Here is a 25559-nt window from a genome sequence, read left to right on the forward strand (position 1 = left end):
TCACTTACCTCCGCTGTTCGGGTGCTGGTAGGTGCGCGGCGCGGGTCCGGGGCCGGGGCCGGACGCCTTCGGCGGGGGCTTCGGCGCGCCGGGCCCCTGCTTCGTGCCGGGCTTCGCCCCGGCGGCCGTGTTCGGGTTCGCCGCGGTCCGCTTGTCGGTGTGCGTGATGGCGTTGTGGTCCCCGATGCCGATCGCGCTGTCCTTCGCGGACTCGATGAAGACCCCGCCCGCACCGATGTTCACGACCTTCTGCTCGAACTCGTCGGTCTGCCAGCCCGCTTCCCGCAGGGCCAGTCGTACACCACCGGTCACCCGGTCCTGAATGCTTTTCAGATACCGGTTGATGTCCATGTCCTGGAACAGCGATGCCTCGTCGTCCGCGCCCAGCTGCCGGATCGACATCGCGGGCCCGTCCGGGAGCGCACCGCTGTTGCCCGCCGTGAGCAGCGTCCAGCCACTGACCGCGCCGCGCCCCAGAGTGATGACCGACCGCACCAGCGAGCCAGGGGTGCGGGCCACCGCCCAGGCGGCCTTCCCGAACCAGTTGTTGTTGCGGTGCCGGTGGGCGGTCCGGTCGGCCTCCTGGAACAGCGGGTGCACCGGCATCAGGACGTGCGGCGCGAGTTCCAGCATCAGCATCCCGCCCTGGGTGTGGACCCGGACGAAGACGGTGACGACGACCTCCTCGTTCCACCCGCCGACCCGGATGCGCAGGAAGTGCCTGCGGCTCTCGCCGCCCTCCTCGACGGCGCCCAGCCGGTGGGTTTCGAAGCCCTGGGGGCCGTACGGGGCGTCCTCGCGCCGCGGCATGCCCACGACCGGCAGGAACACGCACTCGTCGATCAGCAGCTCACGGAGCCGGTCCCGTACGGCATCGGCGGCCTCCGGCGAACCGTGCGCGGACGGCACCCGCAGCGCCTCCAGCAGCGGCACGATCCGGCGGAGGATCCGCGCGTTGTCGATCGGCTCGGTCGGGCCGTCCTCGCTCGGCCGGAGCTCGACGGCCAGATTCCACGGGTGGTACGGGACCCCGGCGCCGCAGAACGGGTCGTTGGCGCTGTACATGATCAACGGGGCGTGCTGCTCCAGCCTGATCCGCTGCTGGAGCCGCCGGAAGCGGCCGCCCACGGCGTGTTCGGCCGGGTCGGCGGCGAGGTCGGCGAAGTTCTTCCTGGCCAGCTCACCGGCCATGACCCGGGCGAACTGACCGCGCCGGAGCCCCACCAGCGCGGCGATCAGGGCGAAGAAGGCCAGCGCTCCCCAAGCGGCGCCCGAGCCGGACTCACCGGAGGTGAAACCGCCGGTCAGTACGGAGAGGCCGTAGCCCTCGGAATCGTCGTCGCCGAAGAGACCGTAGAGGGTGCCGCCGGCCATCCAGAGCACGAAGGTGAACAGCAGGAGCCGCCCGTACCAGCGCATCAGGAACGCCGGGATCCGCCGGTAGACCGGCGGATTGCGCGCGGACCCCCGGATCAAGGGGGCGAGGGCGAGGAGGACGCACGGCATCACCAGGGCGGCGATGCCACCTCTGGTGAGCACGACACCCAGCAGCCAGGCGCACAGGATGCCCGCGGCCCACCAGAGTTCGGCACGGCGCGCCCGCAGGGCGTGGGCCAGCACCCGTGCCGCGTCGAAGCCCGTCGACGGGGCGGCGATCCGTTCTTCCTGCACGTAGAGCTGGTCGATCACGGCATCGCGGTAGCCGTCGTGCAGATAGACCCCGGCGCAGAGCAGTCTGCACGCCTCGCTCGCGGCCGGAGGCACGGGCGGTTTCCCGAGCAGATCGTCCTGGCCCCGCGACGGCCGCGGCACGGCACTCTGGGTCACCGGTTCCCCCTTGCTGACCCCAACCCGCTTGGCAGTGACGCGAGTCGGTGATGGAAAGGGGACAACATACCTGGATCGCGCCGCCGGGTGGAGGCGATTTGCAGGCCATCGCGCCGACACGTGCGACGGATCGTTCAGGTATGCCCCGAACCGGACGCGGGCTGGGCGCGGACCGGGACGAAACGGCGAAGCGCCCCCGGCAGCGGAGGCTGCGGGGGCGCTTCGACGTACGGCGGGCGGATCCGACCGGGGCCGGAATCCGATCAGATCAGGCCGAGCTCGCGCACCGCGTCGCGCTCCTCGGTGAGCTCCTTCACCGACGCGTCGATGCGCGCGCGGGAGAACTCGTTGATGTCCAGGCCCTGGACGATCTCGTACGTGCCGTTCTTCGTGGTGACCGGGAACGACGAGATGATGCCCTCGGGCACGCCGTAGGAGCCGTCCGACGGGATACCCATCGAGGTCCAGTCGCCCGCGGCGGTGCCGTTGACCCAGGTGTGCACGTGGTCGATGGCGGCGTTGGCGGCCGAGGCGGCCGAGGACGCGCCACGGGCCTCGATGATCGCGGCGCCGCGCTTGGCCACGGTGGGGATGAAGGTGTCGGCCAGCCACGCCTCGTCGGCGACGAGCTCGGCGGCGTTCTTGCCGGCCACCTCCGCGTGGAAGATGTCCGGGTACTGGGTGGCCGAGTGGTTGCCCCAGATCGTCAGCTTCTTGATGTCGGAGACGGCGGCACCGGTCTTGGCGGCCAGCTGCGAGATCGCGCGGTTGTGGTCCAGGCGGGTCATCGCGGTGAAGCGCTCGGCCGGTACGTCCGGGGCGGCGGCCTGCGCGATGAGCGCGTTGGTGTTGGCCGGGTTGCCGACGACGAGGACCTTGATGTCGTCCGCGGCGTTGTCGTTGATGGCCTTGCCCTGCGGCTTGAAGATGCCACCGTTGGCGGCGAGCAGGTCACCGCGCTCCATGCCCTTGGTGCGCGGGCGTGCGCCGACCAGCAGGGCGACGTTCGCACCGGCGAAGCCGACGTTGGCGTCGTCCGTGATCTCGATGTTGCGCAGCAGCGGGAAGGCGCAGTCGTCGAGCTCCATCGCGGTGCCCTCGGCGGCCTTGAGGCCCTGCGGGATCTCCAGGAGACGCAGGTTGACCGGCACGTCCGGGCCGAGCAGGTGGCCGGAGGCGATGCGGAAGAGCAGCGCGTAGCCGATCTGGCCGGCTGCGCCGGTCACGGTGACATTCACGGGAGTGCGGGTCATGGCGATCTCCGTTAGACAGCTGGCGGTGGGGGTCCCGACCCCTCGTGCCGGTCCCCTGGTGCTGGACACCTCTGAATCTTGATGTGAAGAGATATCCAGCGGTCAGGCTATCCGACCCGCGCGCGCCCGGCCGCCCGCCCCCCTGTGGCACGGCACACAACCGGTCACGCACCGCATGCACGGCACGCACCGCGCACACCGGCAGACCGCGCGGCGCACCCTCACGCCTGGGGGACGGTGCACCCCTTCGTGCCGGAGGCGAGCGTCACGCACGCCTTCGCGTCGTCGGCCTTCTTCACCGCGACCATCGAGGTGTACGCGTCCTTGTCCGCGTCCACCGTGCCCTCCTGCTCGGCCTTCCCCGCGCTGATCCGCACGGTGTCGCCCGCGGTGGCCTCGGTGATCCGGGCCCAGGCCGCCGAACAGGGCTCGCTGTAACGCACCTCGACCCGGCTGCCGCCGACCACGGCACTGGACACCGTACGGGCGTACTGGCCGCCGCAGCCCATGGCCTCGGGGTCCTGTCCCGTGCAGTCGGCGCCGCTGCACTCGACGCCGTCCGGCAGCTCCGCCGCGCCTGTTGTCGGTGCGGCCGACGGGGGCGTGGCGGTCTTCTTCTCACCGTCGTCGCCGCCCAGGCCGGTGAGGAGCACCGCGGCGGTCACCACCAGCAGTACGCCGACGACGCCCGCGACGACCACGGCCGGCTTGCGGCGGCCCGCGGGCTTGCCCCGACGGCCGTTGTGGTTCGGCGGCTGCGGCGGGGGGCCCGACTGGGGGCCGGGCTGTGCTTGCGAGTGGTACGGCGACTGCGGCTGACGCGGAATCTGCGGCACCGTGCCGCGCTGGACGGGTACGGACGGCGAGCGCGCCGCGTCATACGCGTGCGCGCCGGGTCCCGCGCCCGCCGCGGTGGAGACTCCCCTGTCGGCGTTCCCGGATCTGTCGGCGTTCCCGGACCGCCCGGAACCGTGTTTGCCGCTTCCGGAGCGGCCTCCCCGGCCGCCCGCGCCCGCCGCCGGGACCGTACCGAACTCACCGAGCGCCGCGCGCGCTTCCGTGATCCGGATGGTCTCCATCGTCCTGTCGTGGCGCATCTCGGAGCGGCTCCAGGCGCGTTCGGCCAGCTCCCACATGACGCTCAGGTGGTTCTGGTCGGTGCCCGTCACCTCGGCGAGGGCGAGAACGGCACGCTTGGGCGCGAGCAGCCGCCCGTTGAGATACCGCTCCCATGACGTCTTGCTGTAACCCGTGCGGTCGGCCACCGCGGCGATGCTCAGGCCGCCGCGGTCGACGAGCCTGCGCAACTGGCTGGCGAACTCCCGTATCTGCGGGTCGAGTTCCTCCGGTAGCGGCTTCCAGCGAGGCATGGCCTCTCTCCCCCCATCGTTTTCCCCCGGACGTGTCTGCTGTGCCCCGCTGCCGACCGGCTCCGTGCCCCCACGCCCGGTTCGGCGGTCTTCCGTTTCCGGGGCTGCCCAAGGGGATGTGCGGAGCCAGGGTGTCAGTTCCTGACGAGGGAGCGCACAGAAGCATTCGGACTGCGGCGCGCTTTGTCGTGCGCCGCGCTCCGTACCGTGCGCCGTGCCAGTCTGCCACCGTTGCGCGACGACTGAACGCGGGACGAGGCACGGCCACGCACATCACCGCATACCTGAGCTTCTCGCTTCGGTTGAGCCCCGGCCACGGGTGTCTGTCCTCCTCGGGGAGGGGACGGACACTCCGTCGGAACAGGCTCAGCGGATGGCGAAGTGGACCGCGTCCTCCAGCACCGGAATGTCCAGCCACGGCTTGGGCTGGGCCATCAGCGCGAGCATCACGATCAGGGTCCCCATCAGCCCGTACGTGACCAGATCGGTGAACCGGGACCGCACGGCGAGCATGCCGACCGAGGGGACCACCCAGCGCAGCACGGCCCCGGCGACGAGCGCGAACCCGATCAGCATCGTGCCGATCCGGAACGCCTGGTCGAACGGGTCCGTGGCGACGATCAGCAGCCCCACGCCGGCCGTGCAGAGCACGGTGAGCAGCGGCCACTGCCGCGCCGGGGCGGGCGCGTCACCCGGAGCCGCCCTGCCGCCGCCCTCGGGGCGGGCCGTGTCGCGGGTCAGCGACGGGAAGCGCCGCGACCTACGGGGAGCGGCGCGCCCGGAATCGGAACCAGAAACGGAACCGGTTTCCGCATCAGCTTCGGAAACGGAATCGGCTCCGGAAACAGCTTCGGCTTCGGAACCGGCGTCCGCACCGGCGCCGGCACCCGAACCGAGTCCGGCACCGGCCGTCCCGCCGGAGCCCTCGCTCGTCACCGCGTCAGTTCCGTCGCCCACCGCGCCGCCCGCTCCGTCGTCCGTCGCCACGCCCGGCTCCCCCGGCTTCCCCTGCTCCCCCGACGCCCCCGACTCCCGGCGGGCGGGAGCGGGTTCGGCCTGACTCGTACCAGCACCCATGGGGTTCCTTCCGGTCCGGGTCAGCCCGCGGTCGCGGCGGCGTCGGCGGCCTCGGCGGCCATCAGCTCGGCGGCCTCGACCACATTGACCAGCAGCTGGGCGCGGGTCATCGGGCCGACACCGCCGGGGTTCGGGGCGACCCAGGCGGCCACCTCGGCGACGCCGGGGTGGACGTCTCCGACGATCTTGCCGTTCTCGTCGCGGCTGACGCCGACGTCGAGCACGGCGGCGCCCGGCTTCACGTCCTCGGGCTTGATCAGGTGCGGCACACCGGCGGCGGCCACGATGATGTCGGCCTGCCTGAGGTGCGAGGAGAGGTCACGCGTACCGGTGTGGCACTGGGTGACGGTGGCGTTCTCGGTCTTACGGGTCAGCAGCAGCGGGATCGAGCGGCCGATGGTGACGCCGCGTCCGACGACCACGACATGCGCCCCGTTGATCTCCACACCATGGGCGCGGAGCAGCTGGACGACGCCCTGGGGCGTGCAGGGCAGCGGGCCGGTCTCGTTGAGGACCAGCCGGCCCAGGCTCATCGGGTGCAGGCCGTCGGCGTCCTTGGCCGGGTCCATCAGTTCCAGGACCCGGTTGGTGTCGATGCCCTTGGGGAGGGGGAGCTGAACGATGTAACCCGTGCACTCGGGGTTGTCGTTGAGCTCGCGCACGACCTCCTCGATCTCCTCCTGGGTCGCGGTGTCGGGCAGTTCGCGCTGGATGGAGGCAATGCCGACCTGCGCGCAGTCACGGTGCTTGCCGTTCACGTACCAGCGGCTGCCCGGGTCGTCCCCGACGAGCAGGGTTCCCAGGCCGGGGACGATGCCCTGGGCCTTGAGGGCCGCCACACGGACGGTCAGATCGGATTTGATCGCGGCAGCGGTGGCCTTGCCATCGAGAATCTGGGCAGTCATGTTCCCATCCTCGCGGATGACCCCGCCCGCATACCAATTGCGGGTCACCGCGTGGACACAAGGTTGCACTTGCACAACACCTGGTGACCCGGACTGGACAAACTTACGTGCGACTTATAACGATTATGGTCGCAGTGCCGCGGTAGTACGGGGGGCGGACCGCTGAGCTGTTCCTTCCTCCGTGCGGCCGCATCCGTCCCCGCACGTCTGCTGTAAGGAACACCCCATGAGCTTCGGCGACCCGAACAATCCGTACGGGCAGCAGCCCGGCCAGCCGCCCCAGGGCCAGCAGCCCGGTTACGGCTACCCGCAGCAGGCTCCGCAGGGTGTCCCGCAGCAGGGTTACGGCTACCCGCAGCAGCAGCCCGGCCAGCCCTACGGCGGCGGCTACCCGCAGCAGCAGCCGGGCTATGGCAGCGGCATGCCCGAACTGGCCCACTGGGGCCTGCGCCTCGGCGGGTTCATCATCGACGGCCTGATCCTCATGGTTCCGTACATGGTGGCCATCATCGGCGGAGGCGTCGGTGACATCGTGGGGGTTGTGCTCGCCGTCATCGGTTTCGTCGCGATGATCGCCGTCGCCCTCTGGCAGTGCTACCAGGAAGGCACCACGGGCCAGACGGTCGGCAAGAAGGCCGTGGGCATCCGGCTGCTGCGCGAGGCCGACGGCCGTCCGCTCGGCTTCGGCATGGCCTTCGGGCGCCGCCTGGCCCACTTCCTGGACAGCGTCGCCTGCTACATCGGCTGGCTGTGGCCGCTGTGGGACTCGAAGAAGCAGACGTTCGCGGACAAGGTCTGCTCGTCGGTGGTCGTCAAGGCCGGCTGAACCGCCCCGCTCGCGCCGGAGGCCGCACCCGTTCACCGGGGGCGGCCTCCGCGCGTTTTCCCGCCCGTCCCGATGGTCCCGCCCGTCCCGACGGTCGCCTCTCCCCACCCCGTACGGGCGGCGGGGCGGTTCAGCGCCCGGGGATCTCCGCCGGGGCCGGGGAGGTGCGCTCCATGACCACGAAGCTCCCGGACCGGTGCTTGAGCCGGTAACGCGCCTCGGGGTGGAGCTGCTGGGCGTACGCCACCGGGTCGGTGATCGGCTGCGCCCAGCCGAAGTCCAGGTTGATGGCGACGATGTCGGGGGCGGTACCGGGGGCTCCGCCGACCCAGTAGACGGTGCGGTCGCCCGTGAGGTGCGCCATCAGCGTGATGTCCGTCTCGACGCGTGCCCCCGCGGGGATGGCCTCCAGCGCCTCCCGGGCCGCGTGGGTGCGCGCGTCGGTGCGGTAGGTCTCGGGACGCAGCAGGTCGCGCAGCGGCAGATGCTGGGTGAGGGCCACGGCGATCGCGGTGGCGACGGGGACGGCGACCTTCGCGTACGAGGCGAGCCAGGGGCGCGCGGAGGCGCGGCTGCGGCGGATGCCGTCCGCCATGGCCAGGAAGAGCACCGGCATCAGGATGGCGCTGTAGTGCCAGACCATGCCCCAGTGGTAGGAGTCCTGGGACAGCAGGCGCCAGCCGAGCGTGGGCAGGATGAGCAGGATCAGGGGCGAGCGCAGCGCCATGAAGGCGGTGACGCCGACCAGGAAGACCAGCATCTCGATCTTGACCGAGGAGTTGAGGGCGCCGAGGACGGAGTCGAAGAGGGAGACGTCCTGCTCGCCGTTCTTGTCGATCTTCGTCCAGTAGTCGTACGTCCCCGCGCTGCTGGCCGCCGGTATGAGGACGAGGACGGTGACGACGAAGGCCAGTACGCCGAAGGCCGCCAGCAGGGCGCCGTGGAGCCTGCGGCCGTACAGGAAGAGCAGGAAGCCGACGACGGCGACGGTGGCGCCCAGGTCCTCCTTGACGAGGACCAGCGGCAGGGACCAGAGGACGGCGGCGGTCCATCGCCGGGTGAGCAGGGCCCGGCAGACGAGGGCGAGCAGCGGTACGGCGAAGGCGATTTCGTGGAAGTCGGACTTCACCGCTTCCTGGAGGCCCCAGGAGAGGCCGTACGCGACGGTGACGCACAGGCCCGAGCGGCCGCCCAGGATCTGCTGGGTGGTGCGCCCGACGACCGCGGCGGAGGCGGCGAACAGCGCCGCCTGCGCGAACAGCAGGGCTTCGGCGGAGGGCCAGATCCAGTAGAGCGGGGCGAGCAGCGCCACGACCGGGCTGAAGTGATCGCCGAGGATCAGATAGCCGGGGCCCTTGATGTCGACGACGGGGGCGTTCAGGCCGGCGTACGCCCGTACCTCCTGCTCGAATATCCCCAGGTCCCAGGAGGGCGAGCCGAACCGGCTGTACTGGAGGTGGGAGTAGAGGAAGTAGAGCGCGCACAGGACGGCCGCGGCGATCAGGTACGGGCGCAGCGGAACACGGCTGCCGTCGGCGTCCCCCACGGTGTCGACGCCCCCCGAAGCGTCCGCGGTGCCTGCGGTGTCCGCCGCGTCCGCGGTCGCGTCGAACACCGGTCCACCGGGGGCCGGCACGCCGGACGCCGGACCGTCGCCATCCGCGCCGGACCGGCCCGGTTTCCCTTTGTTCAGATCAAGCACGACGCCCCCGCTACGGATTCCCAACGGCCGTTTATTAGAACAGAGGGGCGACGAAGTCCTGAATTCCGGGATACCCCGGGACCCCCCGGACGCGGTGCGGGCCGCACCCCCGGAGAGGGTACGGCCCGCACTGCGCCGACGCGGAACGACTCGACCGCGCCGGAACGGGCCGACTCAGTGGAAGAAGTGGCGCGTGCCGGTGAAGTACATGGTCACGCCCGCCTTCCGCGCGGCCTCGACGACCAGCTCGTCGCGGACCGATCCGCCGGGCTGGGCCACGGCCCGGATACCGGCCGCGGTGAGGATCTCCAGGCCGTCGGGGAACGGGAAGAACGCGTCGGAGGCGGCGTACGCCCCGCGCGCCCGCTCCTCGCCCGCCCGCTCGACGGCGAGCTTGGCGGAGTCGACACGGTTGACCTGCCCCATGCCGACACCGACCGAGGCGCCGTCCTTGGCGAGCAGGATCGCGTTGGACTTGACCGCGCGACATGCCTTCCACGCGAAGGCGAGCTCCTTGAGCTCGTCCTCGGAGAGGGCCTCACCGGTGGCGAGGGTCCAGTTCGCCGGGTTGTCGCCGTCGGCCTGGAGCCGGTCGGTGACCTGGAGCAGCGCACCGCCGTCGATCGGCTTGACCTCGACCTCGGCGGCCGGGGCGTCGGGGCAGCGCAGCACACGGATGTTCTTCTTGCGGGCCAGCACCTCGACCGCGCCGTCCTCGTACGCCGGGGCGACGATGACCTCGGTGAAGATCTCCGCGACCTGCTCGGCCATGGCGACGGTCACCGGACGGTTGACGGCGATGACACCGCCGAACGCGGACATCGGGTCACAGGCGTGCGCGTTGCGGTGCGCTTCGGCAACGTCGTCGGCGATCGCGATGCCGCACGGGTTGGCGTGCTTGATGATCGCGACGCAGGGCTCGGCGTGGTCGTACGCGGCCCGGCGCGCGGCGTCGGTGTCCGTGTAGTTGTTGTACGACATCTCCTTGCCGTGCAGCTGCTCCGCCTCGGCCAGGCCACCGGCGCCCGAGGTGTAGAGGGCGGCGGGCTGGTGCGGGTTCTCGCCGTAGCGCAGGACGTTGCCGCGCTCGTACGTCGTACCGAAGAAGTCGGGGAAGCCCGAGTCGTCGGCGGCGGCGTAATCGGCGGCGAACCAGGAGGCCACGGCCACGTCGTACGCGGCGGTGTGCTGGAAGGCCTCGGCGGCCAGGCGCTTGCGGGCGCTCAGGTCGAAGCCGCCCGCCTCGACGGCGGCGAGGACGTCGGCGTACCGCTCGGGGCTCGTCACGACGGCCACGGACGGGTGGTTCTTGGCGGCGGCGCGGACCATCGACGGGCCGCCGATGTCGATCTGCTCCACGCACTCGTCGTCGGAGGCGCCGGAGGCGACGGTCTCCTTGAACGGGTACAGGTTGACGACGACGAGGTCGAAGGGCTCCACACCGAGTTCGGCGAGCTGCTCGCGGTGGGTGTCCAGGCGCAGGTCGGCGAGGATGCCGGCGTGCACGCGGGGGTGCAGCGTCTTCACGCGGCCGTCGAGGCACTCGGGGAAACCGGTGAGCTCCTCGACCTTGGTGACCGGCACGCCGGCGGCGGCGATCCTCGCGGCGGTGGAGCCGGTGGAGACGAGCTCGACGCCCGCCCCGTGCAGACCGCGGGCGAGGTCTTCGAGCCCCGTCTTGTCGTAGACACTGACCAGGGCGCGGCGGATGGGCTTATTCACCGACATGACCGAGATGAACCTTTCGTCCCTCAATGCGATGGCCGTCACGGGCGAGTCGCCCCACGGCCTCGACGAGCAGCTTGCGCTCGACTTCCTTGATGCGTTCATGGAGAGCGGCTTCGCCCTCCGGCGTGTCCTCTTCGGTCACCTCGACCACGCCCTGCGCGATGATCGGACCGGTGTCGACGCCGTCGTCGACGAAGTGGACGGTGCAGCCGGTGACCTTGACGCCGTACGCGAGCGCGTCACGCACCCCATGGGCACCGGGAAAGCTGGGGAGCAGGGCGGGGTGGGTGTTGATGAACCGGCCGCCGAACGCGGCGAGGAACGCGCTGCCCACGATCTTCATGAATCCCGCGGAGACGACGAGGTCCGGGCGGTGCGCGGCCGTGGCGGCCGCGAGCGCCTCGTCCCACTCCTCGCGGGTGGCGTGGTCCTTGACCTTGCACACGAACGTGGGCAACCCGGCACGCTCGGCACGCTCCAGACCGACGATGCCGTCGCGGTCCGCGCCGACCGCGACGACCCGGGCGCCGTAGCCCTCGGGGTCGTCACCGATGGCGTCGAGCAGGGCCTGGAGATTCGTACCGGATCCGGAGACCAGCACGACGAGGCGGGCCGGAGCGGCGGAGGGGGGCGGGGAGGCCACAGCTGGGCCCTTTCTCGCGTGGTAACTCAGGTGCGATGTGCTTGCGGTGCTCTTTGTACGGTCGTACGAAAGAATCTCGCCCCTCGATACGGGGAACTCTACGAACGAGCCGACCGTCAGCAACGATACCGGCACACCCAGCGGCCCCCACGGGACGGGGGCGTGACCGGGAGGTAGCGTCAGGGGACAGCGAGCCGTCCACCGGGCGGACGAACCGTCCTCGGGACGGACATGACGAGATGGGGAAGACGTTCACCACATGCCGGACCGACGCCACCGCACCGCCTTCCGCCTTTCTCGTTCCTCTGGTTCCTCTGGTGCCCCTGGTTCCTCTGGCCCTTCGGGTACTTCTGGTCCTTCAGGTTCCTCCGGTTCCTCCGGTTCCTCCGACGACAATCCGTTCGCGACGCCGCCCGTGGACCGGCCCGACCAGCCGTGGCAGCCGCGCCACCCGTCCTCGTCCTCGTCCTCGGACGGTGACAAGAACGGCAAGGGCGACGGCTCCTCCGGCGACCGCCCGGCCTGGGGCAGCCAGTGGAGCGACCAGCAGCCAGGCCGGGGCAACGGCGGGTTCGGCAGCCGCCCCGGTGGCAGCGGCACCGGCGGGCAGGGAGGACCGGAGCGCAACCCGGGCGGACTGCGCTGGGACCCGACCGACCCCGCCCAGCGGCGCGCCCGGTACGCGGTGCTCGGCGGCATGTGGGCGTTCTTCTTCGCACTCTTCGACTTCCCGGAGGTCGCCCTGCTCCTGGGCGCGCTCTCCGTCTACTGGGCGCTGAGCGCCCTGCGCGCCAAGCCCGGCAGCCCGTCCGCGAAGGGCGGGGCGGCAGGAGCCGCGGGGGCGGGCGCCGGTACGGGCGCCACCGCGGCGACCGGTACGGGAGGGACGGCGGGCCCCGCGACACCGCCCGCGCCCGGGGCTCCTCCCGCCACCGCGCAGGGCGGCAGCAACAGGCCGCTGACCACGGCGGCGGTCAGCGGGCTGGTGACCGCCCTGCTCGCGCTGTCGATCGTCGCGACGACGTTCACGGTCCAGTTGGTCTACCGCGACTACTACACCTGCGTGAACGACGCCCTGACCAAGTCCGGGGCACTGGCCTGCAACGATCTGCTGCCGAAGCCGCTGGAACCCTTCTTCGGCGTCAAGGAGTAGCCCCCTGGCCGGGCTCCGGGGACCGCGAGGGCTCCGGAGCCCGGTCGGACGGGACATCCGGCGGAAAGTCGGCCATGAGTCCGCCGGAACCCTGCTTGAGCGAGGCCCATCGAGCCTCCCTGGCCTCCGGGTCGTGCCACGGGTCGGTCGGCAGGAAGTCGTAGGGCTCGAAGCCCGCCTCCGCCCCGTCCGCCCCTGCCGCCCCTGCCGCCCCACGGGACGTACCCCCCGGACGGGAAGCAGACACGGACACGGGCGCGGATACGCCGGATGCCGAGCCGGAGCCGGGCATGGCTCCTGGCACGGCGGCCTCGTCCGCTCCGTCCCCAGCCTTGCCCTTCCGCTTCCACGTCGGCTTCCACCAGCGCCGCCGCCCGGCACTCTCCTGCACGGTCTCCTTCGCGGTCTCGTCGCTGCTGCCGCCGCCGCTCGCGTCGCTGCCGGGACGCGTCTCCACCTGAGGCTGCTGGGGCTCCTGGGGCTCCTGGAGTTCCTCCGTCGCGGTCCGCCGCCACGCCCACCCGGGCTCCCGCAGCCGCCACACCCGTAGCAGCAGCGCCAGCGGTACGCCGATGACCACCGTCCACGCGAGTGCGGCCGGGCCCGTCAGCCACCACACGGGCCCGAAGTCCGCCAGCGCCCCGGTCCCGAGCGGCCCCCCGGCCATCGCCGTGAGCACCGCCGTACCGGCCCCGCAGCCCACCGCGGCCAGCAGCGTCACCAGCGCCGTCTCCCGCGGGCTCCAGCACCCCTCGCGCACCGCGGGGACCGGCACCGCCCTCCGTACGGTGAACCAGGCGACCGCCAGACCGGCCGCGACCGGGACCACCGCGGCCGCCCAGTTCGCGAGCGACCCGGGCCCCTGGTCCGGTACCGCCGCCAGCAGCGGGAAGTGGGGCAGAGCCGGTTGCCCGGCGAAGGCGAGCGGGGTGACCGTGGCCCCCGTACCGAGCGCGAATCCGGGGCCGAGGCCGTACGCGGCACCCCACAGCGCGGCGTTCGGCACCAGCACCAGGGCCAGCAGGAGCACGGCGAACCGCCCCGCCCAGTCGCCGGAGAGCGCCAGGAACGACTGCTGGGTCTCCTGCGCGTGCCACACCAGTCCCACCGCCACCACCAGGGCACCGCCGCCGAGCAACACCATCACCCCGGCCGCGGCGGACCGCCACAGCGCCTCGACCCGGTTCCGGAAGAGGGTGCGCGCGACGGCCTCCTGGAGCCACAACGGCGCCCAGGACGGCACGGACCCCAGCGGGCGCCCGGCCGCCGTCCACACCCCGGCCGCCGCCGAACCCGCCACCACGAAGGCCGCCGGGAACACCAGCGTGTCCGGGTCCGCACTCAGCGACCCGCCCCGCGCGTAGGCCGCGGCACTCGCCGCGACCAGCAGATATCCGGCCGTGACCGCGCAGAACGCGCCGGCCGGCGAGGGCCGGGCACGCCCCTCGTCGGGATCCGCCGCATCGCGGGCGGCCCGGTGCGCCAGCCATACCGGCAGCAGTACGAGCAGCAGCGGCACGGTCGCCACGGGGGCCGGGACACCGCTGAGGGTGTCGGTTCTGACGAGTTCGGCGCCATGCGCGAGCAGCCAGATCCCGGCCGCGACGTGCAGGGCTCCACCGGGCCCGCTGTCCGGGTACGGAGAGCTGATCCACAGCACCATGACAAGCACGGCGAGCGAGCCGAGCCCGAGCCCCGCCGCGATCACTCCCCGTAGAAAAGCGGAGGCCAGAGCGGTGGACCTGCCCCGCTCGGCCGACAACATCGGGCTGCGCTCGGTCACTTGGGTCACGCCGCCATGCTGCCAACGACACGCGCTTATTCCGTGTAACGGGCGAACGGCCGCTGTGTCGCTCAATATACGTTTATGTACTTTTTCACCCATTGCAGCGCTGTCGGGGGCCACTCATGACGCGGAGCACGACCGATACGGCCGCCGCCGCCCCGCTGCCCTCCCCCAAGGAGTGCCGCAGACTGCGTGAGGCGAAGTCACTGACCGAGGATCAGGTCGCGGCGGCCATCGGCGTCACGCGCGCCACCGTGCGCTCCTGGGAGACGGGGCGCACGAGCCCCCGCGGGCGCAAGCGCGCGGCGTACGCCAGGTTCATCGGCGCCTGCGCCGAGGACGACCCGCACGCCGCTCCGACCACCCGCGCCGCGCCGAGCCACGCGACCACCCGGCCGAGGCCCGCCGCGAAGGGGGCGGCACGGCCACCGACGCCCTCGGGGGTCCCGAAGCTGTCCGAACCGGACAGGCTCGCCCCCGCGACCACCCCCACCCCCGCCCGCGCACTCGCACCGGCGGCACCTCCCGCGCCCTCGGTGTCTCCCCCGCCCTCCGTCGCAGCCACCGGGAGCACCGCCATGTCCCCGACCGAGCCCGGCGTCGAGCCCGGTATCGAGCCCGGCATCGGATCCGGCCCCGAGCCCGGCCACGCAGCGAGACCCGCGGCGAGCCCGCCGCCGGACGCCGCACCGGGCGCCGACCCCGGCGACGAGGCGGGGGGCGTCGCGGCGCTCTCTCCCCACGAGGCGTTCGACGCCCTGTACAGCCACCACGGGCAGAGCCTCGTCCGCCAGACGTATCTGCTGACCGGGCGCCGGAGTCTCTCCCGCGAGTCCGTCGAGCGCGCGTTCCAGCTGGCCTGGCAACGCTGGCCGGAGGTCGCCGTGGACCGTGACCCGGCGGGCTGGGTGCGGGCCGCCGCGTACGAGTACGCGATGTCGCCCTGGCACCGGCTGCGCCGCGCCCACCGGCACCCCGACGCGCCGCCCGCCGAGCCCGGCCGGCGGGCGCTGCGCGACGCGCTGCTCGACCTGCCCCCCTCGTACCGCCGCACGCTGCTGCTCTACGACGGCGTGGGTCTGGATCTGCCGGAGACCGCGGCCGAGACCGAGGCGAGCACCCCGGCGGCGGCGGGCCGGCTGATGAACGCACGGGCCGCCGTCGCCGAACGGCTGCCCGAACTGGCGGGCCCCACCTCACCGGCCGATCAGTCGGCGCTGCTGCACGAGAGGCTGGGCGCGCTCGCCCTCGCCGACCACGCCCCCGCGCTGCCGCCGCCCCGCGTGGTGCGCACCGGCAGTGAGCGCAAGGCCCAGCTCTGGACCCGGGCGGCGATCGCCCTGGCCGCGCTGCTGATCGGGGTGACGGGGTTCACCCTGCACACGGCCCCCACCCGGTACGAGCAGCCGCTCTCGCCCGCCGAGCGGGTCGGCGGTGTTCCGCCGCGCGGTGGACCGCAGAAGCTCACCTCCCAGGATCTGAGGCTCCAGCGGGCGCTGCGCGAGGAGTTCGCGAACGGCCCGGGACGACTGGTGCCCCGAATCCCCTGACGACCGGGATCTGCCTCCTCCGCCTGACGGCGGGAGAGCGGATCCCGGACGGCCGGAACTTCCCCGGAACGCGAGAACGCGAGAACGGCGCGGGCCCGTACCCCTGTCCGGGGTACGGGCCCGCGCCGTCCGTGCGGTGACGCTGTGCCGAGGCGGTGGAACGGCCTCGGCGCGGCGATCAGGCGCCGAGGATCTCGCGCGCCAGCTTGGCGGTCTCGGTCGGCGTCTTGCCGACCTTCACGCCGGCGGCCTCAAGGGCCTCCTTCTTCGCCTGGGCGGTGCCGGAGGAGCCGGAGACGATGGCGCCCGCGTGGCCCATGGTCTTGCCCTCGGGGGCGGTGAAGCCCGCGACGTAACCGACGACCGGCTTCGTGACGTTCTTCGCGATGAAGTCGGCGGCACGCTCCTCGGCGTCGCCGCCGATCTCGCCGATCATCACGATGAGGTCGGTCTCGGGGTCGGCCTCGAACGCCGCGAGGGCGTCGATGTGCGTCGTACCGATGACCGGGTCGCCACCGATGCCGACGGCGGACGAGAAGCCGATGTCACGGAGCTCGTACATCATCTGGTAGGTCAGCGTGCCGGACTTGGACACGAGACCGATGCGGCCGGGCTTGGTGATGTCACCCGGGATGATGCCGGCGTTGGACTGGCCGGGGGTGATGAGACCCGGGCAGTTCGGGCCGATGATCCGGGTCTTGTTGCCCTTCGAGCCCGCGTACGCCCAGAAGGCGGCGGAGTCGTGGACGGCGATGCCCTCGGTGATGACGACCGCGAGCGGGATCTCGGCGTCGATCGCCTCGACGACGGCGGCCTTGGCGAAGGCCGGCGGCACGAAGAGGACGGAGACGTCCGCGCCCGTCTTCTCCATCGCTTCCTTGACGGAACCGAAGACCGGGACCTCGGTGCCGTCGAAGTCGACGGTCGTGCCGGCCTTGCGCGGGTTCACGCCGCCGACGATGTCGGTGCCGTCAGCCAGCATGAGCTTGGTGTGCTTCATGCCCGTGGCGCCGGTCATCCCCTGGACGATGACCTTGCTGTCCTTGGTGAGGAAGATAGCCATGGTGTTGGAGTCCCTCGTCCCTTACTTCGCAGCCGCGGCGAGCTCGGCGGCCTTGTCGGCCGCGCCGTCCATGGTGTCCACACGCTGCACGAGCGGGTGGTTGGCGTCGGAAAGGATCTTGCGACCCAGCTCCGCGTTGTTGCCGTCGAGGCGCACGACCAGCGGCTTCTCGACCTTCTCGCCCTTGGACTCAAGCAGCGCCAGAGCCTGGACGATGCCGTTGGCGACCTCGTCACAGGCGGTGATGCCACCGAAGACGTTGACGAAGACGGACTTGACGTCCGGGTCGCCGAGGATGATCTCCAGGCCGTTCGCCATGACCTCTGCGGAGGCGCCGCCACCGATGTCGAGGAAGTTGGCGGGCTTCACGTTGCCGTGGTTCTCACCGGCGTACGCGACGACGTCCAGGGTCGACATGACCAGACCGGCACCGTTACCGATGATGCCGACCTCGCCCTCGAGCTTGACGTAGTTGAGGTTCTTGGCCTTGGCGGCAGCCTCGAGCGGGTTGGCCGCGGCCTTGTCCTCAAGAGCCTCGTGGCCGGGCTGGCGGAAGTCGGCGTTCTCGTCGAGCGAGACCTTGCCGTCCAGCGCGATGATGTCGCCGGAGACCACCTTGGCCAGCGGGTTCACCTCGACGAGGAGCGCGTCCTCGGCGACGAAGGTGTCCCACAGCGTCACCAGGACCTCGGCGACCTTCTCGGCCACCTCGGCCGGGAACTTCGCCAGGGCCACGATCTCGCGGGCCTTCTCGATGGTGACGCCGGAGTTGGAGTCGACCGGGACCTTCGCGAGGGCCTCGGGGGTCTTCTCCGCGACCTCCTCGATGTCCATGCCGCCCTGCACCGAGGCCATGGCCAGGAAGGTGCGGTTGGTGCGGTCGAGGAGGTACGAAACGTAGTACTCCTCCAGGATCTCCGGCGCGGTCTCGGCGATCATCACGTTGTGGACCGTGTGGCCCTTGATGTCCATGCCGAGAATGTCGGTCGCACGGGCGACCGCCTCGTCCGGGGTGGCGGCGAGCTTGACGCCGCCTGCCTTGCCTCGGCCGCCGACCTTCACCTGGGCCTTGACGACAGACTTGCCGCCCAGCCGCTCGGTCGCCTCGCGGGCTGCCTCAGGCGTGTCAATGACTTCACCGGCCAGCACCGGTACACCGTGCTTGGCGAAGAGGTCCCTCGCCTGGTACTCGAACAGGTCCACGCGCGTCCGTCCCTTTTAGTGGTCTCGCGGTTGGTTTTCTGCGTGGGCGTGCCGCGAAGGGCAACGTGACTGCGCTGTCACTAGGGAGGCGTACACGGTGTCCGAGTACGCGGCATGTCCATCCGGCAGGTTATCCCCGCGCTCCGCAGGACCCTAAATCGCAGATCGCACCTGAGCGGTGATTACGGTCACAGATCGCGCCGGTGGCCGCGCCGCGAGGGACATAACGCCACGTCGGCGCGGGTGCGGAGACCCGCCGGGGCGGGCCCGCCGAGCGCGGTCGGCGGGCGCGGTGTCGGCGAACTCACCTAGCGGGCTCCCTGTCCGGTACGGGCAGCGGTCTCTTCTCGATCGCCGCCGCCATGATGTCGGGGAAGAGATCCGGCGTGCAGGCGAACGCGGGCGTGCCGAGTGCACCGAGCGCCGCCGCGTGCTCACGGTCGTACGCGGGCGCGCCCTCGTCGGAGAGTGCGAGCAGTGTCACGAACTGCACCCCGGACGCCTTCATCGCGGCGACCCGCTTGAGCATCTCGTCGCGTATGCCGCCCTCGTAGAGGTCGCTGATGAGGACGACGACGGTGTCGGCGGGGCGGGTGATGCGGGACTGGCAGTAGGCGAGCGCCCGGTTGATGTCCGTACCGCCGCCGAGCTGAACGCCGAAGAGGACGTCGACGGGGTCGTCGAGCTGATCGGTGAGGTCGACCACCGCCGTGTCGAAGACGACGAGCCGGGTCGCCAGGGTGCGCATGGAGGCGAGGACCGCCCCGAAGACGGAGGCGTGGACGATGGACGCGGCCATCGAGCCCGACTGGTCGATGCAGAGGATGACGTCCTTCTTCACGGACCGGGCCGCGCGCCCGTACCCGATGAGACGTTCGGGCACGACCGTTCCGGCGCCGTCCTCCCCCGGAAGGGGCAGGTAGTTCTTGAGGTTGGCCCGGATGGTGCGGTCCCAGTCGATGTCCCGGTGGCGGGGCCGGCTGATCCTCGCCGAACGGTCCAGCGCTCCGGTGAGGGTGGCCCGGGTGCGGCCCGCGAGGCGTTTCTCCAGGTCCTCGACGACTTTCCGGACGACGGCTCGCGCGGTCTCCTTCGTCGTCTCCGGCATGGCCTTGTTGAGCGAGAGCAGCGTGCCGACGAGATGGACGTCGGCCTCGACGGCCTCCAGCATCTCGGGCTCCAGCAGCAGCGCCGACAGGCCGAGGCGGTCGATCGCGTCGCGCTGCATGATCTGGACGACGGAGCTGGGGAAATACGTACGGATGTCACCGAGCCAGCGGGCGACGGACGGCGCGGAGGCCCCGAGTCCCGCCGAGCGCTCGCTTCCGCCCCGCCCGCCGGGCTTCTTCCCGCCGCCGTAGAGCGCGTTCAGCGCGCCGTCCATCGCGACGTCACGGCCGGTGAGCGTGCGTCCGGTGCTCTCGGCGCTGTCCGCGCCCAGCACCATCCGCCAGCGCCGCAGCCGTTCGTCGTCGGCCTGTGCCCCCGCCGTACCCACGGCTGTCGCCCCCACGGCCGTCACGCCCACGTCTGTCGTCCCCACCACCGTCGTCCCCGCCACCGGCTCCCGCTCCCTCTCGCTGGTGTCCCTCGCCGCGTGCGTCGTCATTCGGCTGCCTCCTGCTCCTGGAGCGCCGCGACGCCGTCCCCGCCCTGCTTGCCGTCCTGCATTTCGTCCTGTGCGGCCGACTCGGGGGTGAGGCCGAGGAGCAGGCGCAGCACCGGCGTCACGGCGTCCGCCCTGGCGCCGTCGAGACCGGGGCCGAAGCCGGGCGCGGCCGGGTCCGTGCCGCTGTGGTGCGGTCCTTCGCGGGCCGGTCCGCGGCGGACCAGCTCGCCCAGGGTGCGCCGTACACCCGGTTCGTACGCGGAGAACGTACGGCGCAGCAGTGGCAGCACATCGGTGAAGGTGTCCGCGGGGACACCGGTGAGCCAGGTGTCGACCAGGCCGAGCAGCCGCTCGTCGTGGACGAGCAGCATGCCGCCGCCCGCCGCTCCGCCGACGAAGCCCTCGATCCAGGCCGCGGCGTCGGGCGGCGGGGTGCCGAGCGAGAGCGCGAGGCCCATGAGGCGCGCCGCGTCGTCCTCGGCCAGTCGCCCCTCGTCGAGCAGCAGGCGGGCGGCACGGCCGCGGATGACACCGGCGACGGTGTCCCTGTCGGCCAGCTTGCGCAGGACGGCGGCCCAGCGCTCCCGCAGGCCCTCGGCGGGTACGGCTCCGGCGAGCAGGCCGATCGCGGTGTGTACACCGTCCACCTGGCGGCGCAACGCGTCGGCGCCGTCCGCGTCGAGTCCGGTGCAGGCGGAGGGCAGGCCGACGCAGATCCGCTCGGCGAGCCCGGCGGCGACCTCGCCGAGCGCCGCCGTGTCCGTGGACCGTACGTCCCCGTACCGCAGGGAGCGGGCGAGAGCGGGCAGCGCCTCGGCGAGGTGGCCGACGTCCGCGTCGAGTGCGGCACGGTCGGCGAGCGCCTTCATCACGACGGGCAGGGCCTCGGTCAGTTCGGCCAGCAGGCAGTGCTCGGCGAGGGCGGTCACCTCGGACAGGGCGGTGGCCGACACGGCTTCCGACTCGGCCTTCGCCGTGGCCGCGGAGAGCACGGTGGTGCCCCACACTCCGGCTTCGGCGATCCGTACATACAGCTCGGGCTCCCAGCTCAGCCGCCAGCTCTCCCGGAACGTGCCCGTGCTGCCCCGGCCGGTGGCGGGCTCGCCCCATCCGACGGCGAGGAGCCGGAGCCGGTGCAGCAGGCGGCTGCGCGCGGCGTCGGTGTCCTTGCGGAGGTCGAGCTCCAACTGCCGCTCCAGCGCCTCCGGTTTGAGCCGAAGCGTGCGCTGCTGCCGGGCCAGGTCGCGTTGCAGCGGGACGGCGGGGGCGCTGTCCGGGACCTCGCCGAGGGTCTCGCCGACGATGAGCCGGTCCCGGACGAGGGCGAGCGGCACGTCGGAGCCCTCGCACATCACGGCCCGTACGGCGTCGGTGGTCTCGTTCAGCCCGGCGAGCGGCCGGCCCCGCATCGCCGCGAGCGTCTCGGCGAGCCGGACGGCCTCGATGACATGGGCGGTCGAGACGAAGCGGTCCTCGTCGCGCAGCAGCCCGGCGACCTTGGTCATCCACCGCTCGATCGGCCGGTCGGCGGCGCCGAAGAGGTGGCCGTACCAGCCGGGCGAGTCGATCCCGGCACCGTATCCGCTGTGCCGGGCGAGCCTGCGGTGGGTCCATGGCACCCAGGTCAGTTCGGTCCTGACCTTCGGGAGCCCCTTGAGCAGCGCCTTGTCGGCGGCAAGGGTGGTCCTGGCGGCGAGTGCGGGGACGTGCCAGGCGCCGCAGACGACGGCGATGTCGTCCCCGAACTCCTTGCGCGCGGTGCGCAGTTGGATTCTCATGTACGCCTCCCGAACGGCGTCGCGGGGGTGCCCGCCGTCCCCGTACACCTCGCGCAGCGCGGTCATGGCCTCGGCGAGCGCGGCGAACGGGGCACACGGGTCGCCCGCGGTGCCGTCGGGTGCGCGGTGCTCGACGACGTCCTCCCACCAGTGCTCGGGGTCCTCGTAACCGGCGGTCTCGGCGAGGACGCCGATCGGGTCGACGGCGGGCCGGAACGGCATCCGGCTGTACGCCGCGCCGTCGCTGGCCCCTGCGTCCTCGCTGTCTGCGGCACCCTCGCCGTCCCGGCTGCCCACCCCACCGTCACCGTCCCCGGCGCCCTCGCCAGGCCGGTAGTCCACCGCACCGCCGCCGTCCCCCGTGCCCTCGCCGTCCCGGCCTTCCGGGTCTCCCCCGGCAGCGGGGTCGCGGGGGCCGTCCGGGGTCTCCTTCAGCGCCAGTGAGTGTGCCGCGGGCAGGTCGACGAAGCGCACCGGGACGTCGTTGGACAGCGCCCAGCGGATCGCCACCCACTCGGGCGAGAACTCCGCCAGCGGCCAGAAGGCCGCTCGGCCCGGGTCGTCCACCGCATGCGCCAGCAGCGCGACGGGCGGCCGCATCCGCGGATCGGCGGCGAGCGGGAGCAGGGCGTCCCCCTCGGGCGGCCCCTCGACGAGCACCGCACCCGGCCGGACGGCCTCCAGCGCGGCGAGGACCGCGCGGGCCGATCCGGGGCCGTGGTGACGCACCCCCAGCAGCAGCGGCCCGGTGGCCGCGGTGCGCCCGGTCATCCGGAGACCTCGCGGCAGGCGCGGTAGAAGTCCTTCCAGCCGTCCCGCTCGCGGACCACGGTCTCCAGATACTCCTGCCAGACCACCCGGTCCGCCACCGGGTCGCGGACCACGGCGCCGAGGATTCCGGCCGCGACGTCGGCGGGCCGCAGGATGCCGTCGCCGAAGTGGGCGGCGAGGGCCAGTCCGTTGGTGACGACGGAGATCGCCTCGGCCGTGGAGAGCGTCCCGGACGGGGACTTGACCTTGGTTCGCCCGTCGGTGGTGACGCCGTCGCGCAGCTCCCGGAAGACGGTCACCACCCGCCGGATCTCGGCCATTCCCTCGGGGGCGGCCGGCAGATCGAGCGAACGGCCGATCTGGTCGACACGCCGGGACACGATGTCCACCTCGGCTTCGGGTGTCGCGGGCAGCGGCAGGACAACGGTGTTGAACCGGCGGCGCAGCGCGCTGGATAGTTCGTTGACTCCGCGGTCCCGGTCGTTCGCCGTGGCGATGAGGTTGAACCCGCGGACGGCCTGGACCTCCTGGCCCAGTTCGGGCACGGGGAGCGTCTTCTCCGACAGGATCGTGATGAGCGCGTCCTGCACATCGGCCGGAATGCGGGTCAGCTCCTCGACCCTGGCGGTCATGCCTTCGGACATGGCCCGCATGAGCGGGCTGGGCACCAGCGCTTCCCGGCTCGGTCCATGGGCTAGCAGCTGCGCGTAGTTCCACCCGTAGCGGACGGCTTCCTCCGGGGTCCCGGCGGTGCCTTGGACGAGCAGCGTCGAGTCGCCGCTGACGGCGGCGGCGAGATGTTCGGACACCCAGGTCTTGGCGGTGCCGGGGACACCGAGGAGCAACAGGGCGCGGTCGGTGGCGAGTGTGGTCACGGCGACTTCGACGAGGCGGCGCGGGCCCACGTACTTGGGTGTGATCACCGTCCCGTCGGGGAGCGTCCCGCCCAGCAGATAGGTGGCGACGGCCCACGGCGAGAGGCGCCAGCGGACGGGCCTCGGCCGGTCGTCGGCGGCTGCGAGCGCCTTGAGTTCACCGGCGAAAGCGTCCTCGGCGTGCGGCCGCAGGACCTCGGGGCGGGCTCCTGTCCCGGCTGCTTCGACGGCGGCGGCTTCGGCTGCTCCGGCTCCGGCGGTCGCGGTGGCTGCGGTGGTTTCGGGCACGGTCATGGATCCCCCTCCAGATCGGTCGACCTGATGTGGTTCCACCGTGCACCATGCCACTGACAATCGGCCCCGACCGCTGGTCAGGGCCGATATGGCGGCAGTTGAGGAGGGGTCAGCCGACGATCGGCGAGACGGCGACGCAACCGCCGGCCGCGACCATGCCCTCGCCCTTGCCCTCCTTGATGACCTTGCCCTCGTACGTGATGGTGCAGGCGATGTCGGCGCCGCCCGCGTCCAGCGCCATCGGCATGACGGCGGGCGGCATGATGCCGGTCAGCGTCACGGTCTTCTTCCACGGCAGCGTGGGCGACTTGACCGTTTCGAGCTTCGGGTCCATGGCGTCGCCGGAGCCGCCGTGGAACTGGATCTCGTCGACGCCCGTGCCGGTGACCTCGTACGTGACCTCGTACTTCTCGTTCACCGTTTTGTCGACAGCCTTGTCGACGGCCTTGTCGACCGACTCGGAGGAGCAGGCGCCGAGGCCGAACACGAGACCGGTCACCGCGACGGCGCAGAACGCCGTACGGACGGAACGGGACGTGCGGGTGGTGCGGTTCATCTGGGATCCCCCTGGGTCGAACTCCGAATGCCGGAGCTCGCAGAGAAACGCAAAGGAAAGGTAAAGTCAAATCCTGACCGCACCGGCTGGATCGCAGGTCACGGCCGATTGTCAGTGGGGCGCCCTACCGTCGTTCCCATGCTGCTATCTCACGGGGGAGAACCCTCGCGCGCCGCCGGTCCGGCGGCGCGCTGGACGGTGGAGCAGGTACTGGCCCTGGCTCCTGACGAAGCGTCACGCAAGGCCGGGGGCAAGCTCGGTTCGGCGGACCGGTGGTCCGACGCGGGACTCGACGGCTCGGGCGCGGTGTGGGGGCTGTGCAAGGGAAGCGGAAGCAAGCCGTATCGGACGGCGGTGGACACCGCAGGACCGGCGTACACGTGCAGTTGTCCGAGCCGGAAGTTCCCGTGCAAGCACGCGCTGGGGCTCCTCCTGCTCTGGGCGGGCGGCACCCCGGAGCTCCGGAGCGGCGAGACCGCGGACTGGGCCGGGGAATGGCTCGAAGGCCGTCGCAGGCGTGCCGCCGGGCAGGAGTCTTCGACGGAGGCGGCGGGGGCGCCGGGCCCGGCCGACCGGGAGGCCGCCAGGAAGCGCGCCGAGCGGCGGGCCGAGCGGATCACCGGGGGCGCCCAGGAGCTGGAACAGCGCCTCACCGACCTGCTGCGGGGCGGGCTCGCGGCGGCCGATCAGGCGGGGTACGGGCTGTGGGAGGAGACCGCGGCCCGCATGGTCGATGCCCAGGCGCCGGGACTGGCGGGCCGGGTGCGGGAGTTGGGGGCGATACCCGCGTCCGGTCCGGGCTGGCCGGTGCGACTGCTGGAGGAGTGCGCGCTGCTCCACCTGCTGGACACGGCCTGGCTGGGCCTGGACCGGCTGTCGGCGCCCCTGGCCGCGACCGTGCGTACGAGAGTGGGGCTGGCCTCGCCCGCCGAAGGGCCCCCGGTCCGCGACCACTGGCTGGTCCTCGCGCAGTACGACACCCCGGACGGCAAGATCGTCACCCGCCGGATCTGGCTGTACGGGAGGGAGTCGGGCCGCACCGCGCTGCTGCTCTCCTTCGGAGCCGCGGGGCGCTCGCCCGGTCAGGCCCTGCCGGTGGGCGTCACGCTGGACGCGGAGCTCACGCCGTATCCGGGTGCCGGACAGCTGCGGGCCGAGCTGGGCCGGCAGTTCGGTACGCCCGCACCTGGGGGGACGCCTCCGCCGGGAGCCGGTACGGCCGCCGCGCTCGCCGCGTACGGGCACGCCCTTCGGGACGATCCGTGGCTGGACGCCCGGCCGGTCACGCTGCGCGAGGTCATACCCGTGCCGTCCGGGGACGGGTGGCAACTGGCCGACGCCCACGCCGAGTCCGCCGTGCCGGTGGCCCCGGCGGCGCTGTCCCGGCCGGGCCTGTGGAAGCTCGTCGCACTCTCCGGCGGCGGCCCCGTCACCGTCTTCGGCGAGATCGGCCATCGCGGCTTCGACCCGTTCGCGGCCTGGAGCGCGGGACCCGGGGCGGGCCCTGGCGGCCCGAGCGCGGGTCCCGGCGGTGAGAGCGCGGGCCCCGGCGAGACCGTGCCGCTCATCTGACCCCCGGCCGCACGCCCC

The 25559-nt window shown here is 72.2% G+C and carries 19 protein-coding genes; 4 read left to right on the forward strand and 15 right to left on the reverse strand.

The features are described 5' to 3' along the window. From OG413_RS05490 to OG413_RS05510, 5 genes are all read right to left on the reverse strand, one after another. On the reverse strand, positions 1–1827 hold the full coding sequence (locus OG413_RS05490; protein WP_266803285.1) for a hypothetical protein: 1827 nt from the start codon (positions 1825–1827) through the stop codon (positions 1–3). Positions 1828–2090: 263 nt separating this feature from the next. Further along, a complete protein-coding gene (locus tag OG413_RS05495; protein WP_266803286.1) occupies positions 2091–3080 on the reverse strand; it encodes a malate dehydrogenase in 990 nt (329 codons plus the stop codon). Between the two features lie 221 nt (positions 3081–3301). Continuing rightward, the gene (locus OG413_RS05500; RefSeq protein ID WP_266803287.1) at positions 3302–4450 is read right to left on the reverse strand and encodes an XRE family transcriptional regulator; all 1149 of its coding nucleotides are present in this window, start codon (positions 4448–4450) and stop codon (positions 3302–3304) included. 366 nt (positions 4451–4816) lie between these two features. Next, positions 4817–5527 (reverse strand): DUF3017 domain-containing protein, encoded by a 711-nt coding sequence (locus tag OG413_RS05505; RefSeq protein WP_266803288.1) that lies wholly within the window; start codon positions 5525–5527, stop codon positions 4817–4819. A gap of 20 nt (positions 5528–5547) precedes the next feature. Beyond that, complete coding sequence (locus OG413_RS05510) at positions 5548–6432, reverse strand: bifunctional methylenetetrahydrofolate dehydrogenase/methenyltetrahydrofolate cyclohydrolase (protein ID WP_266803289.1); 885 nt, start codon at positions 6430–6432, stop codon at positions 5548–5550. 226 nt (positions 6433–6658) lie between these two features. On the opposite strand from OG413_RS05510, the gene OG413_RS05515 reads away from it, so the two are divergent. Then, positions 6659–7258, forward strand: coding sequence for an RDD family protein (locus tag OG413_RS05515; RefSeq protein ID WP_266803290.1), 600 nt, complete (start codon positions 6659–6661; stop codon positions 7256–7258). A 130-nt stretch (positions 7259–7388) separates the two neighbouring features. Here the strand turns inward: OG413_RS05515 and OG413_RS05520 are convergent, their stop codons facing one another. The 3 genes from OG413_RS05520 to purN all read right to left on the reverse strand — a co-directional run bounded on the left by OG413_RS05520 (position 7389) and on the right by purN (position 11331). Then, a complete protein-coding gene (locus OG413_RS05520) occupies positions 7389–8960 on the reverse strand; it encodes a DUF2079 domain-containing protein (protein ID WP_266803291.1) in 1572 nt (523 codons plus the stop codon). A 174-nt stretch (positions 8961–9134) separates the two neighbouring features. After that, on the reverse strand, positions 9135–10688 hold the full coding sequence (gene purH / locus OG413_RS05525) for a bifunctional phosphoribosylaminoimidazolecarboxamide formyltransferase/IMP cyclohydrolase (protein WP_266803292.1): 1554 nt from the start codon (positions 10686–10688) through the stop codon (positions 9135–9137). After that, positions 10675–11331 carry a phosphoribosylglycinamide formyltransferase gene (gene purN, locus OG413_RS05530; RefSeq protein WP_266803293.1) on the reverse strand — a complete coding sequence of 219 codons (657 nt, stop codon included), beginning with the start codon at positions 11329–11331 and terminating at the stop codon, positions 10675–10677. Before purN ends, purH begins: the two co-directional genes overlap by 14 nt. A 259-nt stretch (positions 11332–11590) precedes the next feature. On the opposite strand from purN, the gene OG413_RS05535 reads away from it, so the two are divergent. Continuing rightward, on the forward strand, positions 11591–12484 hold the full coding sequence (locus tag OG413_RS05535) for a hypothetical protein (RefSeq protein ID WP_266803294.1): 894 nt from the start codon (positions 11591–11593) through the stop codon (positions 12482–12484). On the opposite strand, the gene OG413_RS05540 is transcribed toward OG413_RS05535, so the two are convergent. Further along, entirely contained in the window at positions 12474–14267 is a 1794-nt protein-coding gene (locus OG413_RS05540; RefSeq protein ID WP_266809912.1) for a DUF6350 family protein, read from the reverse strand. The genes OG413_RS05535 and OG413_RS05540 overlap by 11 nt on opposite strands. A 125-nt stretch (positions 14268–14392) precedes the next feature. On the opposite strand from OG413_RS05540, the gene OG413_RS05545 reads away from it, so the two are divergent. After that, positions 14393–15820 (forward strand): helix-turn-helix domain-containing protein, encoded by a 1428-nt coding sequence (locus tag OG413_RS05545; RefSeq protein WP_266803295.1) that lies wholly within the window; start codon positions 14393–14395, stop codon positions 15818–15820. A gap of 178 nt (positions 15821–15998) precedes the next feature. On the opposite strand, the gene sucD is transcribed toward OG413_RS05545, so the two are convergent. The 6 genes from sucD to OG413_RS05575 all read right to left on the reverse strand — a co-directional run bounded on the left by sucD (position 15999) and on the right by OG413_RS05575 (position 23969). Next, the gene (gene sucD, locus OG413_RS05550; RefSeq protein ID WP_073718267.1) at positions 15999–16883 is read right to left on the reverse strand and encodes a succinate--CoA ligase subunit alpha; all 885 of its coding nucleotides are present in this window, start codon (positions 16881–16883) and stop codon (positions 15999–16001) included. A 21-nt stretch (positions 16884–16904) separates the two neighbouring features. Next, positions 16905–18086 carry an ADP-forming succinate--CoA ligase subunit beta gene (gene sucC / locus OG413_RS05555; protein WP_266803296.1) on the reverse strand — a complete coding sequence of 394 codons (1182 nt, stop codon included), beginning with the start codon at positions 18084–18086 and terminating at the stop codon, positions 16905–16907. A 304-nt stretch (positions 18087–18390) separates the two neighbouring features. Then, complete coding sequence (locus OG413_RS05560; protein WP_266809914.1) at positions 18391–19533, reverse strand: VWA domain-containing protein; 1143 nt, start codon at positions 19531–19533, stop codon at positions 18391–18393. A 158-nt stretch (positions 19534–19691) separates the two neighbouring features. Further along, positions 19692–22244, reverse strand: coding sequence for a DUF5682 family protein (locus OG413_RS05565; RefSeq protein ID WP_266803297.1), 2553 nt, complete (start codon positions 22242–22244; stop codon positions 19692–19694). Beyond that, positions 22241–23413 carry an AAA family ATPase gene (locus tag OG413_RS05570; RefSeq protein ID WP_266803298.1) on the reverse strand — a complete coding sequence of 391 codons (1173 nt, stop codon included), beginning with the start codon at positions 23411–23413 and terminating at the stop codon, positions 22241–22243. The genes OG413_RS05565 and OG413_RS05570 overlap by 4 nt, the downstream gene beginning before the upstream one ends. Before the next feature lie 109 nt (positions 23414–23522). Beyond that, on the reverse strand, positions 23523–23969 hold the full coding sequence (locus tag OG413_RS05575) for an MmpS family transport accessory protein (RefSeq protein ID WP_266803299.1): 447 nt from the start codon (positions 23967–23969) through the stop codon (positions 23523–23525). A 138-nt stretch (positions 23970–24107) separates the two neighbouring features. On the opposite strand from OG413_RS05575, the gene OG413_RS05580 reads away from it, so the two are divergent. Next, positions 24108–25541 (forward strand): SWIM zinc finger family protein, encoded by a 1434-nt coding sequence (locus OG413_RS05580; protein WP_266803300.1) that lies wholly within the window; start codon positions 24108–24110, stop codon positions 25539–25541. The last annotated feature ends 18 nt before the right edge of the window (positions 25542–25559 follow it).

It is taken from the genome of Streptomyces sp. NBC_01433 (assembly GCF_026340105.1).
Lineage (GTDB): Bacteria > Actinomycetota > Actinomycetes > Streptomycetales > Streptomycetaceae > Streptomyces.

Coding starts and splice junctions, on each gene's coding strand:
- OG413_RS05495 (WP_266803286.1), bottom strand. CDS start 3,080: ATGACCCGCACTCCCGTGAATGTCACCGTGACCGGCGCAGCCGGCCAG.
- OG413_RS05500 (WP_266803287.1), bottom strand. CDS start 4,450: ATGCCTCGCTGGAAGCCGCTACCGGAGGAACTCGACCCGCAGATACGG.
- OG413_RS05505 (WP_266803288.1), bottom strand. CDS start 5,527: ATGGGTGCTGGTACGAGTCAGGCCGAACCCGCTCCCGCCCGCCGGGAG.
- OG413_RS05510 (WP_266803289.1), bottom strand. CDS start 6,432: ATGACTGCCCAGATTCTCGATGGCAAGGCCACCGCTGCCGCGATCAAA.
- OG413_RS05515 (WP_266803290.1), top strand. CDS start 6,659: ATGAGCTTCGGCGACCCGAACAATCCGTACGGGCAGCAGCCCGGCCAG.
- purH (WP_266803292.1), bottom strand. CDS start 10,688: ATGTCGGTGAATAAGCCCATCCGCCGCGCCCTGGTCAGTGTCTACGAC.
- OG413_RS05535 (WP_266803294.1), top strand. CDS start 11,591: ATGCCGGACCGACGCCACCGCACCGCCTTCCGCCTTTCTCGTTCCTCT.
- OG413_RS05545 (WP_266803295.1), top strand. CDS start 14,393: ATGACGCGGAGCACGACCGATACGGCCGCCGCCGCCCCGCTGCCCTCC.
- sucD (WP_073718267.1), bottom strand. CDS start 16,883: ATGGCTATCTTCCTCACCAAGGACAGCAAGGTCATCGTCCAGGGGATG.
- OG413_RS05560 (WP_266809914.1), bottom strand. CDS start 19,533: ATGGTGCTGGGCGCGGACAGCGCCGAGAGCACCGGACGCACGCTCACC.
- OG413_RS05565 (WP_266803297.1), bottom strand. CDS start 22,244: ATGACCGGGCGCACCGCGGCCACCGGGCCGCTGCTGCTGGGGGTGCGT.
- OG413_RS05570 (WP_266803298.1), bottom strand. CDS start 23,413: ATGACCGTGCCCGAAACCACCGCAGCCACCGCGACCGCCGGAGCCGGA.
- OG413_RS05575 (WP_266803299.1), bottom strand. CDS start 23,969: ATGAACCGCACCACCCGCACGTCCCGTTCCGTCCGTACGGCGTTCTGC.
- OG413_RS05580 (WP_266803300.1), top strand. CDS start 24,108: ATGCTGCTATCTCACGGGGGAGAACCCTCGCGCGCCGCCGGTCCGGCG.